The sequence below is a fragment of the Burkholderia sp. Ac-20344 genome, assembly GCF_017104975.1.
Classification (GTDB): domain Bacteria; phylum Pseudomonadota; class Gammaproteobacteria; order Burkholderiales; family Burkholderiaceae; genus Burkholderia.
Map to the genome: position 1 here is coordinate 33671 of NZ_JAAGPP010000020.1, position 14569 is coordinate 48239.

At 65.8% G+C, this 14569-nt stretch carries 14 protein-coding genes; 4 read left to right on the top strand and 10 right to left on the bottom strand.

Annotation, left to right across the window (positions count from 1 at the left end; genetic code table 11):
- Positions 1-169 precede the first annotated feature (169 nt).
- The 7 genes from G3N64_RS09270 to G3N64_RS09300 form a co-directional block, all read right to left on the bottom strand.
- Positions 170-580, bottom strand: coding sequence for a GNAT family N-acetyltransferase (locus G3N64_RS09270; protein ID WP_205783560.1), 411 nt, complete (start codon positions 578-580; stop codon positions 170-172).
- A gap of 176 nt (positions 581-756) precedes the next feature.
- The gene (locus tag G3N64_RS09275; RefSeq protein ID WP_205783561.1) at positions 757-1884 is read right to left on the bottom strand and encodes an aminotransferase class V-fold PLP-dependent enzyme; all 1128 of its coding nucleotides are present in this window, start codon (positions 1882-1884) and stop codon (positions 757-759) included.
- A 479-nt stretch (positions 1885-2363) separates the two neighbouring features.
- Positions 2364-3536 carry an FAD-binding oxidoreductase gene (locus G3N64_RS09280; protein WP_205783562.1) on the bottom strand — a complete coding sequence of 391 codons (1173 nt, stop codon included), beginning with the start codon at positions 3534-3536 and terminating at the stop codon, positions 2364-2366.
- On the bottom strand, positions 3533-3763 hold the full coding sequence (locus G3N64_RS09285; protein ID WP_205783563.1) for a hypothetical protein: 231 nt from the start codon (positions 3761-3763) through the stop codon (positions 3533-3535). Before G3N64_RS09285 ends, G3N64_RS09280 begins: the two co-directional genes overlap by 4 nt.
- On the bottom strand, positions 3730-4881 hold the full coding sequence (locus tag G3N64_RS09290; protein ID WP_205783564.1) for a branched-chain amino acid ABC transporter substrate-binding protein: 1152 nt from the start codon (positions 4879-4881) through the stop codon (positions 3730-3732). The genes G3N64_RS09285 and G3N64_RS09290 overlap by 34 nt, the downstream gene beginning before the upstream one ends.
- 420 nt (positions 4882-5301) lie before the next feature.
- Positions 5302-5493, bottom strand: a complete 192-nt coding sequence (locus G3N64_RS09295) for a CsbD family protein (RefSeq protein ID WP_205783565.1) — start codon at positions 5491-5493, stop codon at positions 5302-5304.
- Positions 5494-5633: 140 nt separating this feature from the next.
- Positions 5634-7190 (bottom strand): PAS domain S-box protein, encoded by a 1557-nt coding sequence (locus G3N64_RS09300; protein ID WP_205783566.1) that lies wholly within the window; start codon positions 7188-7190, stop codon positions 5634-5636.
- A 370-nt stretch (positions 7191-7560) separates the two neighbouring features.
- Between G3N64_RS09300 and G3N64_RS09305 the strand changes: the two genes are divergently transcribed.
- From G3N64_RS09305 to G3N64_RS09315, 3 genes are all read left to right on the top strand, one after another.
- Positions 7561-7725, top strand: coding sequence for a hypothetical protein (locus tag G3N64_RS09305; RefSeq protein WP_165765596.1), 165 nt, complete (start codon positions 7561-7563; stop codon positions 7723-7725).
- 63 nt (positions 7726-7788) lie between these two features.
- The gene (locus G3N64_RS09310; RefSeq protein ID WP_205783567.1) at positions 7789-8139 is read left to right on the top strand and encodes a BON domain-containing protein; all 351 of its coding nucleotides are present in this window, start codon (positions 7789-7791) and stop codon (positions 8137-8139) included.
- Between the two features lie 56 nt (positions 8140-8195).
- Positions 8196-8393, top strand: a complete 198-nt coding sequence (locus G3N64_RS09315) for a CsbD family protein (protein ID WP_205783568.1) — start codon at positions 8196-8198, stop codon at positions 8391-8393.
- A 357-nt stretch (positions 8394-8750) separates the two neighbouring features.
- Here G3N64_RS09315 and G3N64_RS09320 read toward each other — a convergent pair whose 3' ends face one another.
- On the bottom strand, positions 8751-9779 hold the full coding sequence (locus G3N64_RS09320) for a DUF1338 domain-containing protein (protein WP_205783569.1): 1029 nt from the start codon (positions 9777-9779) through the stop codon (positions 8751-8753).
- Between the two features lie 226 nt (positions 9780-10005).
- Here G3N64_RS09320 and G3N64_RS09325 point away from each other — a divergent pair, with 226 nt between their 5' ends.
- Positions 10006-10953, top strand: a complete 948-nt coding sequence (locus G3N64_RS09325) for a LysR family transcriptional regulator (RefSeq protein WP_205783570.1) — start codon at positions 10006-10008, stop codon at positions 10951-10953.
- Positions 10954-10972: 19 nt separating this feature from the next.
- On the opposite strand, the gene G3N64_RS09330 is transcribed toward G3N64_RS09325, so the two are convergent.
- Positions 10973-11464, bottom strand: a complete 492-nt coding sequence (locus G3N64_RS09330) for a hypothetical protein (RefSeq protein WP_241020861.1) — start codon at positions 11462-11464, stop codon at positions 10973-10975.
- A 66-nt stretch (positions 11465-11530) separates the two neighbouring features.
- On the bottom strand, positions 11531-13660 hold the full coding sequence (locus tag G3N64_RS09335) for a TonB-dependent siderophore receptor (protein WP_205783571.1): 2130 nt from the start codon (positions 13658-13660) through the stop codon (positions 11531-11533).
- Between the last annotated feature and the right edge of the window lie 909 nt (positions 13661-14569).

Here is a 14569-nt window from a genome sequence, read left to right on the forward strand (position 1 = left end):
TCCCCGCCCTGAAGGACGAGGTTTGACGCGCATTCAGATCAATGGATCTCCGACGGATTCGTCTACACGGGCAGCAACGACCCGGTGGTGCCGGAATGCGTGAATTAGCGCGGGCGCACCGGCGTACGCCGGGCCGCCGCACCGCGACAGAAAAAACGACGCCCCAACGTTACGCAATGCGCAGAAACATCCCCGCCTTCTCCGGCAGCAGCGACGGTGTAAAACCGTAGCGCTCGTAGAACTTCGGTGTCCCGTGATCCGCCATCAGGCTGACATAGGCGGTCGGCGGCGCATGCTCGTGAACGTAGCCCATGAGCGCCCGCATGATCAGGTCACCCACGCCTTTCTTCTGGTGAGCGGGCAACACCGCGATATCGACGATCTCGAAGAAACAGCCGCCGTCACCGATGACCCGGCCAATTCCGATCGGGACACCATCGCAGTAAGCCACGACGCTAAAGAGTCCATTCTTCAACCCGATCGTCGCGGCCTGTTCCGACTTTCTGCTCAGCCCCGCAGCAACACGAATGCCGATGTAGTCGGATACCGACGGGACTTCCTGTCGAACGACATATTCCATGTGAGCCCTTCAGGTTGACCGTACAGGCCAATCGACCGACCTCGCTGTGCATGGGTACCCCAACCCTGAACCCGAACGCGCGCATCGGACAAGACCATGACCATCCATCCAGCGAGACAGTAGACCACGGTCGCACATACCCACCGTCCACTGCCTCGCCCAATCCGCGAAGCGTCTTAAAGAATCCGCTCCAGCGCATCCGCAAACCGCGCAACCGCCCCATCGACATCATGCAGCTTGTCGAGGCCGAACAACCCGAGACGGAAGGTCTTGAAATCCTCCCCCTCGTCGCACATCAGCGGCACGCCGGCCGCGATCTGCAACCCAACGTCGGCAAACTTCTTCCCGGTTCGAATCCCTTCGTCGTCCGTATAACTGACCACGACACCCGGCGCCTCGAACCCTTCCGCCGCCACGCTGCGGAAACCCTTCTCGGCCAGCAACGCACGAATCCGCTTGCCCAGCTCGAGCTGCTCCTCTTTCACCTTGTCAAAGCCGTACGCCTCGGTTTCCTTCATCACGTCGCGCAGCGTCGTGAGGCTGTCCGTGGGCATCGTCGCGTGGTAAGCGAACCCGCCGCCTTCATAGGCTTCCATGATCTGCAGCCACTTGCGCAGATCGCACGCGAAGCTGGTGCTGGTCGTGCCATCGATGCGTTCGCGAGCAAGCGCGCCGAGCATCACCATCGCGCAGCACGGCGACGCGCTCCAGCCCTTCTGCGGCGCGCTGATCAGGATATCGACGCCGCTCGCCTGCATGTCGACCCACACCGTGCCGGACGCGATGCAATCCAGCACGAACATGCCGCCGACCGCATGCACGGCGTCGGACACCGTGCGCAGATACCCGTCGGGCAGCATCATCCCGGACGCGGTTTCGACGTGCGGCGCAAAGACCAGATCCGGCTTGTGCGCGTTGATCGCGGCGACCACTTCGTCGATCGGGGCCGGCGCATACGCGGCCTGCCGTCCCGCTTCGACCGGGCGCGCCTTCAGCACCGTCGTTTCGGACGGAATGCTGCCCATGTCGAAAATCTGCGACCAGCGGAAGCTGAACCAGCCGTTGCGGATGACGAGGCACTTCTTGTTCGTTGCGAACTGCCGCGCGACGGCTTCCATGCCGAACGTCCCGCTGCCGGGGACGATCACGGCCGACTTCGCGTTGTAGACTTTTTTCAGCGTGCCGGAGATGTCGCGCATGACGCCCTGAAAGCGCTGCGACATATGGTTGACCGAGCGATCGGTGTACACCACCGAATATTCGAGGAGCCCCTCGCGGTCAACATCGGGAAGTAAACCTGGCATGCTCGCCTCCGGTGAAAGATGAACGATGGAATCCGGGCGAGCAGCATCCGTCATGCGATCCCGCCCTGCCCCCATGCAATTGCGTTATTTTCTCGACGAAAACAGATTCTAACGAACGCCCGTCGCTTGGGGCATATTTTGTCGGCTGCGCGGCGCATGCCTGACGTGCCGTGGCCCCGGCTGAAACGCCCGCCCATGGCCGTCGGCGCCGACGATGCAGCCCACGAAGCCCTGTTCCGTGTGGATAAATGGCACTACCGGGGCGTGCCGCCTGACATGCCGGCTCACCCTTCACGACTTGCGCGACGCGATCTACGGCGCGGATGACACGCGCAATCACACGCGCAATCACACGCGCAATCACACGCGCAATCACACGCGCAATCACACGCGCAACAAAAAAAGCCCGACAAGGTCGGGCCAACGGGTTTGAGACACAAGGAGAATCCCGCCCACCACACGGGGCGGGTCACGCCGCGCTACACGACGTTCTTTTCGACGATCGGCCGGTTTTCCAGCACGCGCGCCCAGCCGAGCGTCGACAGGTCGAGCGTGTCGTAACGCCCGCCCAGAATGAGTTCACTGACCCCGCGCCCCGTCGCCGGCCCCTGCTGCAGCCCGTGGCCGCTGTAGCCGTTCGCGAACACGACGTTGTCGAGTTCCGGGTGATACCCGATGATCGCGTTGTGGTCGAACACGTTGTACTCGTAGTACCCGGACCAGCAGTTCTCCACGCGCAGCGCCTCGAACGCCGGCACGCGATTCGCGAGCGTCGGCCAGATCACCTCGTCGAACAGGTCGTGGTCGACTTCGTCGAGCGGCAGGTCGTCCGGGTCGCGGTCCGGGCTCGGAGACGTCCCGCAGATATACGTGCGCCCTTCCGGCCGGAAATACACGCCGGTCGGATCGATCAGCAGCGGACAATCCGCGAGCTTCGCCGGCGACGACACGTTGAAGATGCTGCGGCGCCGCGCATACACCGGGATGTCGATGCCCATCATCGACGACAGCGTGCGCGTCCACGCGCCGGCCGCGTTGACGAGCGTGTCGCATGCATAGCGTTCGCCATCGGCCGTGACCACCTGCGTCACCTTGCGGCCGTCGCGCACCACCTCCTTCACATCGGACGGCACATAGCGGGCACCGAGCGCCTGCGCCTTCTTGCGCAGCGCCTGCACGAGCCCGTAGCCGTCGAACCAGCCTTCGCCGCTCACGCCATACGCGCCCGACGCGAGATCGTCGACGTTCAGCCACGGAAACTTCGCGCGCAGCGCATCGCGATCCATCAGCCGGATATCGGCGCCGAGGCGCGTTTGCAGCGCATGGTTCTCGCGCAGCGTCGCGTCGCCGGCCGGCGTCGCGAGGAACAGGTAGCCGCCTTCGTGCAGGTCGATCGACGGCTGGTGGCCGTCCACTTCGAGCCGTTCGCCGATCGTGCGCAGGAAGTCGATGCCGAACAGCGACATCTCGATCGACAGCGGCGTCGAGAACTGCTGGCGGATCGACGCGGCCGACAACGCCGACGACGATCGCGCATAGGTGGGGTCGCGCTCGATGACGGTCACGGATACCGTGGGATCGGTGGCGCGCAGGAAATAGGCGATCGAGCTGCCGATCACACCACCGCCGACGATGACGACTTGAGAACTCACGACTGACTCCAGTTGCACATGTTGGGCGCGGCCAGCCGGCCATGCCCGTGGGTTGTTCGTGCCGCGTCACATGCGGCGTCGCGCGGGCAGACCCGGGCGGCTACAACATCGGCGCGCGCCGCGATCGACATCGACGGCCGATGCCATTTCAGCACGTCCTGCATCGCCGCGAAAGTCCGCGCGCCCGTTGCATTCAATCCGCCGATTTCGTCGTGACGGGCTGCCACGCGGCGTTCTTCACCTCATACAGCGTCGAGCTCGGGTTCTTCAGGTCGCCCGTGTTCGTGAACGCGATCGTGCCCGTGATGCCGTCGTAGCGCGTGCCCTTCAGCGCGCCGTTGAAATCGGCCGGGTTCGTCGAATTCGCCTTCTGCATCGCGTTGATCGCGATCCACGTCGCGTCGTACGCGAACGGTGCGTACGCGAGCATGTCGATGCCGTACTTCTGCTTGAATTTCGTTTCGAACTGCTTGCCCTTCGCGAGACGCGACAGCGGCTGCCCGTACTCCCACACGGACGCGCCTTCCGCCGCATTGCCGGCCAGCCTGATGAAGTTCGCGTTCATCACGCCGCCGCCCGCGAGGAACTGCGCGCGGATGCCGAGCTGGCGCATGCGCTTCACGAGCATCGCAGCCTGCGCGTCGAGGCCGCCGAAGAACACCAGATCGGCATTCGTGCTCTTGATCTTCGTGAGCTGCGCGCTGAAATCGACTGCCTTGTCGTTCGTGAATTCACGCGCGACGATCGTGCCGCCGCTCGCCTTCACGGCCTTCTCGAATTCGTCGGCTTCGCCCTGGCCGAACGCGGTGCGATCGTCGATGATCGCGATGCGCTTCGCCTTGGTCACGCCCGCCGCATAGGCGCCTGCGTTGCCGGCGTTCTGCGTGTCGGTGGCGATCACGCGGTACACGGTGCCGAGCCCGGCGCGCGTGATGTCGGGGTTGGTCGCCGACGGCGTGATCATCGGAATGCCGGCCTTCGCGTAGATCTTCGATGCAGGCAGCGTCGTGCCCGAATTGAAATGGCCGATCACGACGGCCACCTGCGCATCGGCGAGCTGCTGCGCGGCCTGCACGCCGGTGCGCGGATCGCTCTGGTCGTCCTGCGACGCGACGACGAACTTCACGGGCTTGCCGCCCACCGTCGTATGCGCGGCATTCGCTTCGTCGACGGCCATGCGCACGCCGTTCTCGATGTCCTTGCCGTAGGCGGCGCCGCCGCCCGTCAGCGGGCCGGCCACGCCGACCTTGACGACCGTCTCCTGCGCGTGAGCCGCGCCCGTCTGGAGCGCGAGGATCGCGGCGGTCAATGCGATGCCGGAAAGCGAACGAATGCGGAACGTCATGACAATCCTTGTTCTGGGGGCCGGGATGCAACGCGCGACTGCCGCGCGTCGGCAACCTCCCGCGTGCCGGTCATCTCGTCCGCCGCCGGGGCGTCGTGCAACGCTCCCAGCCTGCCGGTCGATCGCCGAGGCTCCGTCTCCGAAGAACCTTTCATCGCGAAAGAGGTGAATGGATTGTGGGTAGCCAATACCCGTGCAGCAAACGAAATATCGGAACTATGTAGTGAGGATTTGTCATCAAGTTCCGTGTTCGCGGCCGGCCCGCGGCGCGTGCAACGGTGAGCCCTGGATGAATAGCTTCGACGGGATGCCGCACCGGCATCCGTCCGTCAAGGCCGGCCGTGGTCATGCCGGCGGCGCATCATCGTTGCGATGACGGCCCGGCCGGCCATCGCGACGCCCGCGGCGCCGCGTCATCGGTCAGTGCCGATCGGTGCCCGTCTGCTTGCGCACCGCATCGGCGGCCTCGCCGGCCTGCTCCTGAATCTTGCCGGCCTGCTGTTCGGCGACGCCTTCCGCTTCCGTCTTGCGGTCGCCCGTCACCTTGCCGAGCGCTTCCTTGACCGAACCCTTGACCTGCTTGAGCTTGCCTTCGATGCGATTCCTGTCCATGGTCGTCTCCTGCGATGGTTGGAGAGAGCCGGCGACGTGACGGCGCGCGCCGCGCCGCCGAATGGACAGGATCGCAAGCGGGCGCCGCGCGCGGCAGATGCGGATGCACCAGCGCGCATGGTGCATTCGTACCGACCGCGTCAGTCCTTCCCCTTCGCGCCGCCCTTCGCGCCGCCCTTCTCGCCGCCCTTCTCGCCGCGCGCGCCGTTCGCCTCGGCCGCGCCGACGATCCCGCGCTCGCGCGCCCACACGATCGCCTCGCCGCGGCTGTGCACATCGAGCTTCGCGTAGATCGTCGCGACGTGATTGCGCACGGTGTTCGGCGCGAGCCCGAGGCGGCCGGCGATCTCCTTGTCCGCGAGGCCGTGGCACAGCAGGTCGAACACGTCGCGCTCGCGCGCGGTCAGGTCCGACAGTTGAGCGCCCGCATCCGGCGCATTCGCGCGCCGCACGTTCGCCAGCTTCTCGATCAGCGTGCGGCTGAACCACGACGCATCCTGCATCGCCGTTTCGATCGCGTAGACGAGTTCCATCTCCGTGCGCTTGCGATCGCTGATGTCGAGCAGCGCGACGAGCAGGCAATCGCGCCCGTGTATCGCGACGGGGTCGGCCGACACGACGCAATCGCGCACGTCGCCGTCACGCGTGCGGATCTGCACGTCGGCGTTGCGCACGTTGCCGTCGCGCGCGAGCCGGCCTTCGATGCGCTGCCACGCGCCGCGTTCGGCCCACAGCCCGATTTCGTCCGCAGATTTGCCGAGCAGGTCGTCCTGTGCATGGCCCGTCATCGCGACGAACGCGCCGTTCACGTCGAGCAGTTCGAAGCGGTCGGCCGTGACGATCGCGGTGGCGACCGGCGCCATCCGGAACGCCGTCGCGAAGCGTTCCTCGCTCTGCCGCAGCGCGCGCTCGGCCTGCTTGCGCGGCTCGAGATCCATGAACGTGAACAGCATGCACGCCTCGTCGTTCATGTCGATCGGCTGCCCGGCGACGATCACGGCCTTCGCGCTGCCGTCCGCGAGCTTCAGCACCGCCTCCATCTGCGGGATCGTCGCGCCTTCGCCGAGCCGCTCGATCGCGAGTTCGCGCCGCTCGGCCTGTTCGAGTACGTCGATCTCGTACACCGAGCGGCCGAGCACGTCGTCGCGCGCGTGGCCGGTCATGTCCAGAAAGCCCTGGTTGACCTTCACGTAGCGCAAATCGTCGAGCCGGCAGATCACGGCCGGCGCCGGGTTCGCGTTGAAGGTGCGCTCGAAGCGCTCCTCGGCGCTCGCCCATTCGGTCGCGTCGTGCAGCACGAGCGCGAGGCAGTCGGGTTCGCCGGCCGCGTTCGTCAGCACGAGGCTGCGGATGCGGTGGACCCAGCGCACGGTGTCGGCGGCGGCCGATTCGACTTCGACCGTCACGTCGCTGAACGCCTCGCCCGCGATCACGCGATCCATCGGATAGTGGCCGTCGCGCACCGGATGGTTGTTCCGGTAGCGCAGCCGGAAGCGCTCGCGGTAATCGGTGACGGTCGCACCGAGCGCCTTCAGTTCGGTCACGCCGTGCATCGCGAGCGCGGCTTCGTTCGCCCAGACGATCCGCTGGTCGGGCTCGATCAGGATCACGCCCTCGGTGAGCCCCGCGATGATCTGGTGCAACTGGCGCCGGTCGGTATGCGACTTCAGCGCCTGTTCGTTTACCTGTTCGTTCATCGAATGGTTATCCATGTCGTCAGCATGACCGCCGGCCCGGTTGCCGCTTCGCCGGCTCGCGCCGACCGGCGCGTGTGGCGATGATCGCGTACCGCACCGGTGCGCGACAGGCGCGAATGCACTATTCGTCATAGTACATTCGCATCGCGCGCCGCCACCGTGCGGTGTCCCGCCCATCCCGGAAGCATCTACTGCACCCGCTTTCCGCGCATCGCAGCCAACAGGCTGCATCGCCCCCCTTCACGACGCCCCGTGCAAACGCACTAGCCGATCAGGTGAATTTGCGCGATGTCCGCGCACGGTCGCCCCGGTACGCTGGACCTGCATCGGCGCTCATGCGCTGCCTTCCGAACCGCAGAGGAGAAGCACGATGAAGCTGCATCAGACACCCGATCCGACGCGGCCCGAACCGCCTCCGGACAGCCCGCCCGAACCGCCGCCCGGCACCGATCCGCCGGTTCCGCTGCCGCCCGACGTGCCGCGCCCGGACATGCCGCCGCGCGAGCCGGGCTACGACACGCCGATCGCCCGGTAACACGCGGCACGATCCGTGCTCCGCGATTTGTCCATTCACCACGTCAATCGAAGGAGAACATCCATGAACAAGACCTCGCACCTTTCGACGCTGCTCGCCGTCAGCGCGGCTTTCCTGCTGAGTGCCGCACCGCTCACGAACGCGGTTGCGCAGGACACATCGACCGACAACGGCATGAAGACCGAATCGAACCAGCCCGTCACCGATACGTGGATCACGACCAAGGTGAAGGGAGAACTCGCGACCACCGACGGCGTGAAAAGCACCGACATCAGCGTGAAGACGGTCGACGGTGTCGTCACGCTCACGGGCGTGCTGCCGACGAAGATCGCCGTAAAGAAGGCGATCGCCGTGACGCGCGCGATCAAGGGCGTGAAGCACGTCGACGCATCCGGCCTGAAGGCGAAGGCCTGACCTCCCGGCGCGGCACGCCGCCGCGCCTTTTATCCCTGCACGACAAGGAGCACACGATGAACGAGGACAAGATTAAAGGCCAGTGGAAGCAGCTCGCCGGCAAGCTGAAGGCCAAGTGGGGCAAGCTGACCGACGATGACCTGAAGGTGGCCGACGGCAATCGCGAGTACCTGACCGGGAAGATCCAGGAGCGTTACGGGATTGCCCGGGATGCGGCCGAGAAGCAGTTGAAGGAATTCGATCGCGAGCTGTGACGCGATCGCACATCGACACAACCCGCCGCGGCGCCGACGGCGTCGCGGCCACCAGGACAACGACATGGGCAAATACCTGATCGCCTGGCTGCTCGGCGTGCCGGTCGGGCTGCTGGTGCTGTTCTACCTGATCACGCACGTCTTCTGACGGCACGGCGCGCGGCATGCGCCTGCCGCCAGCCGCCTTCCGCTCCCTTCCCATCACACCGACGACCATGACGCCGTGCTCCGGCGTTCTCCCGGCCGCGCGTGTTCCGCTGCATCACGGGCCGCCCAACGCAAATCGGGCAGGACGCCTTTGCGCCCTGCCCGATCGATTCGCCTCTTCCGTAAGCGGCGCGCGCCGCTTTCGCTGTGTTACTTCGCCGCGTTCGCCGTCATCTTGAAGATGCCCTGCGCGTTACCCGCATCGAAACGCAGGTCGGTCACCCAGCGGCGCGCCGCCTGGTCGAACGTGCGCTTGCGCGTGATGAACTCGTAGAACGAACCCGGCACGTTGCGCTTCACCGTGCCGCCGTCGCGCGTGCGGAATTCGCGTTCGACGGTATCCGCGCGATACGCGGTCTGGAATACGCGGCCCGAGCGCGAACGCTCGACTTCCGGCTTCATCGGCCGGCCCTTCGCCTTCTCGTCGTCGGACAGCTTGAATACGTCGGCGACGCGGTCGGTCGCATGGTTGAACGCGTTGCCTTCGGTCGAGATCCACGCCATTTCCGCCGATTCCAGCAGCAACGTTTCGTAGTCCAGCTCGTTCGGCAGGTCGTGCTGGCGCGCGAACGCCCCGACGATCTCCGGCAGCAGCGCGTGCGCGGCGTCGAGCGGCAGCCAGCCTTCGCGCTCGACTTCCCACAGCAGCGCGACGGCCGCCGGCGACAGCGGGTCGCGCGACGTGCTCACGACGTTCGTCACGGCCTGCTGGAATTCCTTCGAGAACCGTTCCGGATGCAGCTCGCTGACGAAGAATTGCGCGATTTCGTCCGGTGCGTCTTCATGCGCATAGGCGCGCCCCGTCATGCCGAGCTTGTCGAGCGGATAGCGGCCGTTCAGGCGGAAGCCGAGCGGACGCAGGATGCGCGTGAACGCGGCCTCGCCCGGCGGCAGCGCGCCCGTGTGCGGCCAGCGCACCGTGCGCAGCGCGCCGTGGTCGAAATAGACCGAGCCGCCGCTTTCGATCGCGTCGGCCGTATAGGCGCGGCCGTTCGCCGACCGTTCGAGCAGCCCTTCGAACAGCGCCATGTTCATCGCCTGCGCGATCTCCGCGCGCGTCACGACACCGTCTTCCCATTCTTCGAGGATGGCCGGCATGTTCAGGGTCGAGAACAGGGCGTCGGTCTTCGCCTGTCCCAGCAGCTTCGTCAGCAAGCTCTCGATATTCGGATTGCGCATCAGGATTCTCGTCTCGGGGGACCGCCGGCAAACGTGCCGGCAACTCGTCGGCCGGCCGCCCAGCGGGCGCCTGACCTTGCGTGGGGAGCATTATTCAAAGGGTTGCAGCCGGGCGTAAAGCGAGATTAAATTGATATGTGATGAGTTTTTGGAATTATCAGCGGCTCCCCGGCCTCGCCTTCCGCCTTGCGTCGTGCGGCCCGGATCATCAGACGAATCGAACATCATGCGCAAATTCAAGATCCCCAACATGGGCGCGCTCGTGGCTTTCGAAGCCGCCGCGCGCCATGAGAGCTTCACGCACGCGGCCAAGGAGCTGTTCCTGACCGAAAGCGCGGTATCGCGGCAGATCGCGACGCTTGAAGCCAGCCTCGGCGTGCGGCTGTTCGCCCGCGTGAAGCAGCGCGTCGTGCTGACGCGCGCCGGCAAGCTGTACGGCACGCAGGTGCGCCGCGCGCTGGAGGCGCTCGACCGCGACACGCTGTCGATCATCGCGCACGGCAGCGGCGGCGGCTACCTGGAGCTGGCGGTGCTGCCGACCTTCGCGTCGCACTGGCTGATCCCGCGCATCAAGAGCTTCTACGACCGCACGCCCGACGTGCGCGTGAACATGGGCAGCCGCACCGACCTGTTCTCGTTCGAGGACACGCACTTCGAGGCCGCGATCCACTACGGCAAGCCGACCTGGCCCGGCACGTCGTCCGACTACCTGTTCGGCGAGGAAGTCGTGCCGATCTGCTCGCCCGCGCTGCTCCACGGGCCCGTCGAGCGCGTCGAGGATCTGCTCGCGTACCCGCTGCTGCACTCGACGACGCGCCCCGGCGCGTGGGCGCAGTGGTTCGAGACGCACGGCGTCGAGGACATCCGCACGATGCAGGGCGTGCGCTACGAACTGCACACGATGCTGATCAGCGCGGCCGCGGCCGGGCTCGGCGTCGCGCTCGTGCCGAAATTCTTCGTCGAGGAACAACTGCAGCAGCTCGGGCTGGTGGTGCCGTGCGATGCGGCGACGGTCGGCGATTCCGCGTACTACCTCGTGTATCCGACGGAGTTCAGCCACAGCAAGCCGCTGGAGCTGTTTCGCGGCTGGCTGCTCGAGCAGGCCAGCGCGTATGCGGCGCCGGATCCCGATGCCGATGACGGCGAGATGGAGGACGACGAGGACGTCGAATAACCGCGCGATTGCGCCGGCGTCATCGCGCAGTGGCCTCGCATGCGTGTCGCTCCGGCACACTGGCCGTCACGACCCTCACCAGCCGCGCGCGATCGGGCGTTTCCAGCCCCGGGCATACCGTCTCCAGATCGCGGATCACGATCGTTGCGTACCCGTCGAAGCGGCATACGCCGTCGGGCTGCGCGGCGGGGAGCCGCAGCCCGCGCAGCGCATCGCGCTGGTTCGTGAAGTCGATCACGCCCGCGCGTTGCGAGCGGTCCGGCAAGCGCCGCGCCGATGCGCCGTCCTCTTCGAACCACACGTCCGGCCCGATCGTTGCGTCACCGTAGTCGAGCGCGTAACGGCCCGACAGCGTAATCGCGCGGCCGACATGCACCGAATGGCAGTCCGGCTCGGCATCCGCCGGGATCGTCCGTGCGGCCGCCGCGACCGGGCCGCACGCCAACAACGATAAGAACAGCGCGCGGGCGCGGCCGTTCAGGGTCGACACATCAAGCGCTTGGCGGATCATGGGCAGTCAGGTGCGGATCGTCGTGACGAAGACCCGCATTGTCGCCCGGCGCGTGCATCGCGTGCGTTACATGTGCCACTTCACCGTGGCGGTGAGCGTGCGCGGATCGCCGGGCATGTTGTACAGGTCCGCATTGCCGTGCGCGGCAATGAAGTAGCGGCGATCGAACAGGTTGTCGAGCGTGAGCGTCACGTCGACCTTCTTGCTGCGATACCCGGCGCCCAGGTTGAACACGGTGAACGACGGCAGCGTGACGAGATCGCTCGCCGACGTATAGCGCGCCGACTGGAACTGCATGCCGGCTGCCGCATAGAAGCCGTACGGCAGCTCGCGCTTGAGCCACAGGTTCGCGCTGTGGCGCGGCATCAGCCCCGGCGTGTTGCTCGATACCGCGATGCCGGCCGCCGTCGATTGCGGCGAGCCGTCGACCGTCCCGTTCAGGTACGCGTAGCCTGCATACACCGACCACTTCGGCGCGATCTCGCCGGTGAAGCCCAGTTCCATCCCGTGCACGTGCTGCGTGCCGATCGGCAGCGCGTAGCCGGGATTCGCCGGGTCGCCGATCTGCTGGTTGGTCTGGCGCATGTCGAACAGCGCGACGCTGGCCGTCGCCTTGCCGCCGAGGTCGAAGCGCGAACCGACTTCATACGCGGTGGTCTTCTGCGGCGCGAGCGCGGCGCCGTTCGCGAACGCACCGGAGCTGATCAGCGTATCGGCGAGCGGCGAGAACGACTGGCTGAACGACCCGTACAGCGTCAGCCAGTCGAGCGGTTCGTAGATCAGGCCGACGCGCGGGCTCCATGCGTGATCGGTACGGTCGAGGTTGACGTTCGACGACGTGTAGTCGTGACGGATCTGGTTCAGGTAGTCGAAACGCAGCCCCGCGAGCACCTTCCAGTGCTCGGTCAGCGAGATCAGGTCCTGCGCGTAGACGCCCGCGAGCCCGACGACGGTCGACGCATTCGTCTTCGCCCGCGCGCCGGTCGGCACGCCGGGCAGGACCACCTGCTGCGGATTGAAGAGATCGTAGGTCGCGACCTTCGACACGCTGTAGATCGTGTCGAACTTCTGCTGCTGCGACAGTTCGAGCCCGTACAGCAGCTCGTGGCGCATGCCGAACAGCGACGTCTTCTGCGTGAGCTCGAACATCCCGTCGATGCCGTGGTCGGTACGCTGGCGCGTCGACTGGTCGAGCGTCACGACCGGGCGCGCGGCGGTCTTGATCGGCTCGTACGTCACGTAGTTCTTGCGTTCGAGCGAGAAGTCGTACGCGCGGATCGCGCCATGGAACGACAGCGAATCGCTGAAGCGGTGATCGAGCGACACCGTCGCGCTCTTCGCGGACACGTCGTTGTACGAGCTGTTCGCCGCGTCGGCCGAGCCGTAGTACGTGTTGATCGGCACGTCGACCGGCCGGCCGCGGTAGGCGGGCAGGCCCTGGTCGGACGTGCGGCGGTCGTGCAGGTAGTCGAATTCGACGTTCAGCACCGTGTCGCGGTCGAGCTTGAACTGCGCGGACGGCGCGATCGCCTGGCGGTTGAGCTGGAACTGGTCGCGAAAACTGTTCGAGTTCTCGGCCGCGCCGGTCATGCGAAAGCGCGCCGCGTCGTTCGCGTTCCAGCCGAGGTCGAATTCGCCGCGCCGCTCGCCGCGCGTGCCGAGCGTCACGCCCACGTCGTTCACCGGGTTCGCCTGCGGCCGCTTCAGCACGCGGTTCACGATGCCGCCCGCCGAGCCGCGCCCGTACAGCACGGCCGCCGGCCCCTTCAGCACTTCGACGCGATCGACGTTCGACAGGTCGCGGTAGTAGAGCGCATCGTCGCGAATGCCGTCGACGTACTGATCCGTGATGCTGTTGAAGCCACGGATCGTGATCTGGTCGCGCTGGCCGTCGCCGACCGAGAACCCGACGCCCGGCACGTTGCGCAACGCATCCTGCAGCGACGTCGCGTTCTGATCCTCGATCACCGCGTGCGGCACGACGTTCACGGTCTGCGGCACGTCCATCAGCGACATGTCGGTCTTGGTCGCCGCGCGCGAATGGCCGCCGTCGTACGACGCATGCTCGGCTGCCGCATTGACGGAGATCGCGGGCAAGGTCGCCGCGGCGTCGCTCGCCTGCGCGAACGAAGTGCGGGCGCCGGCCAGCGACGTGGCGATCAGAAGCGCATGGCACGCGCTCTTGTTGAGTTTCATCGTTGAAGTAGAGGCTGAGGGAAAACGGCGAACGGAAACGCGTCCGGCCAGCGCGCGAATCGCACGGTGAATCGACTGGCGAAATTCTTTTCGTGAAGAAGATGACGCGACGGGGGATCTCCCCGTCGCATCTACCGGCCGGCGCGGGTGGATGCCGGCCGGCACGACCGGCACGAAAGGAACCGTGACGTCCTGTCACGGTTCGTAACGGAGCGAAATATTAAACGAGAATGATTCGCGTTTTTAGTTAATTTTTGACGTGTCGCCTGCCTGCAACGTCCGTGCGTATTGCGCTCCGGATTCCTGACGAATGCCTTTCCGTTTTGCGCCTTGAAGCACCCTGATCGTAACGAAAACGAAAGAAACGGATCGGCCGCGTCCGGCGACGACGGTCAGGGAAAAGGCGGGATTCGGGGGACGACGACGAAGAGACTGGCGAGGATCACGAAGCATCCGCCGAAACAGGCGGGACTGGCGCAAAAGTCCGGTGCGCGCCGGACCGGGCAACCCCGACCCGGCGCTCCGGGCAGCCGACCTCGCATCGGCAACGCGGCGGACCTTCTTCCGTTCTTCACTACATATGCTCTCAGGCTCACTTCATTTTTTTTCTTCGCCGCGCTGGGCCATTATCCGCGCAATCTAGTCACAGGGAAACGTTTGCGACGGTTCATGGCGGGTTATACCAAGCATTCGGCAACAGTCTTTCTGAATGCTTACGATGCAGGCGGCACGGATCGGCAAATCTTGCATTCGCGCCGGCGTTCCTTTTTAATGGAACTGGTTCCAATTATTGATTCGGCCATGCTCGCGCGTGACGCTTCGTCGTCCGCGCGTCATCATGCCGATTCAGGATCGACGATCATTCAGCTCAGGATTCGCATCACCCGTCCTTCCCGGACACCCCGTCAA

Bases quoted from the DNA above. Each gene is read 5' to 3' on its own strand.
- G3N64_RS09325 (WP_205783570.1), top strand. From the start codon at position 10,006: ATGCGCAAATTCAAGATCCCCAACATGGGCGCGCTCGTGGCTTTCGAA.
- G3N64_RS09270 (WP_205783560.1), bottom strand. From the start codon at position 580: ATGGAATATGTCGTTCGACAGGAAGTCCCGTCGGTATCCGACTACATC.
- G3N64_RS09300 (WP_205783566.1), bottom strand. From the start codon at position 7,190: ATGAACGAACAGGTAAACGAACAGGCGCTGAAGTCGCATACCGACCGG.
- G3N64_RS09320 (WP_205783569.1), bottom strand. From the start codon at position 9,779: ATGCGCAATCCGAATATCGAGAGCTTGCTGACGAAGCTGCTGGGACAG.
- G3N64_RS09315 (WP_205783568.1), top strand. From the start codon at position 8,196: ATGAACGAGGACAAGATTAAAGGCCAGTGGAAGCAGCTCGCCGGCAAG.
- G3N64_RS09310 (WP_205783567.1), top strand. From the start codon at position 7,789: ATGAACAAGACCTCGCACCTTTCGACGCTGCTCGCCGTCAGCGCGGCT.
- G3N64_RS09295 (WP_205783565.1), bottom strand. From the start codon at position 5,493: ATGGACAGGAATCGCATCGAAGGCAAGCTCAAGCAGGTCAAGGGTTCG.
- G3N64_RS09290 (WP_205783564.1), bottom strand. From the start codon at position 4,881: ATGACGTTCCGCATTCGTTCGCTTTCCGGCATCGCATTGACCGCCGCG.
- G3N64_RS09335 (WP_205783571.1), bottom strand. From the start codon at position 13,660: ATGAAACTCAACAAGAGCGCGTGCCATGCGCTTCTGATCGCCACGTCG.
- G3N64_RS09305 (WP_165765596.1), top strand. From the start codon at position 7,561: ATGAAGCTGCATCAGACACCCGATCCGACGCGGCCCGAACCGCCTCCG.
- G3N64_RS09330 (WP_241020861.1), bottom strand. From the start codon at position 11,464: ATGATCCGCCAAGCGCTTGATGTGTCGACCCTGAACGGCCGCGCCCGC.
- G3N64_RS09275 (WP_205783561.1), bottom strand. From the start codon at position 1,884: ATGCCAGGTTTACTTCCCGATGTTGACCGCGAGGGGCTCCTCGAATAT.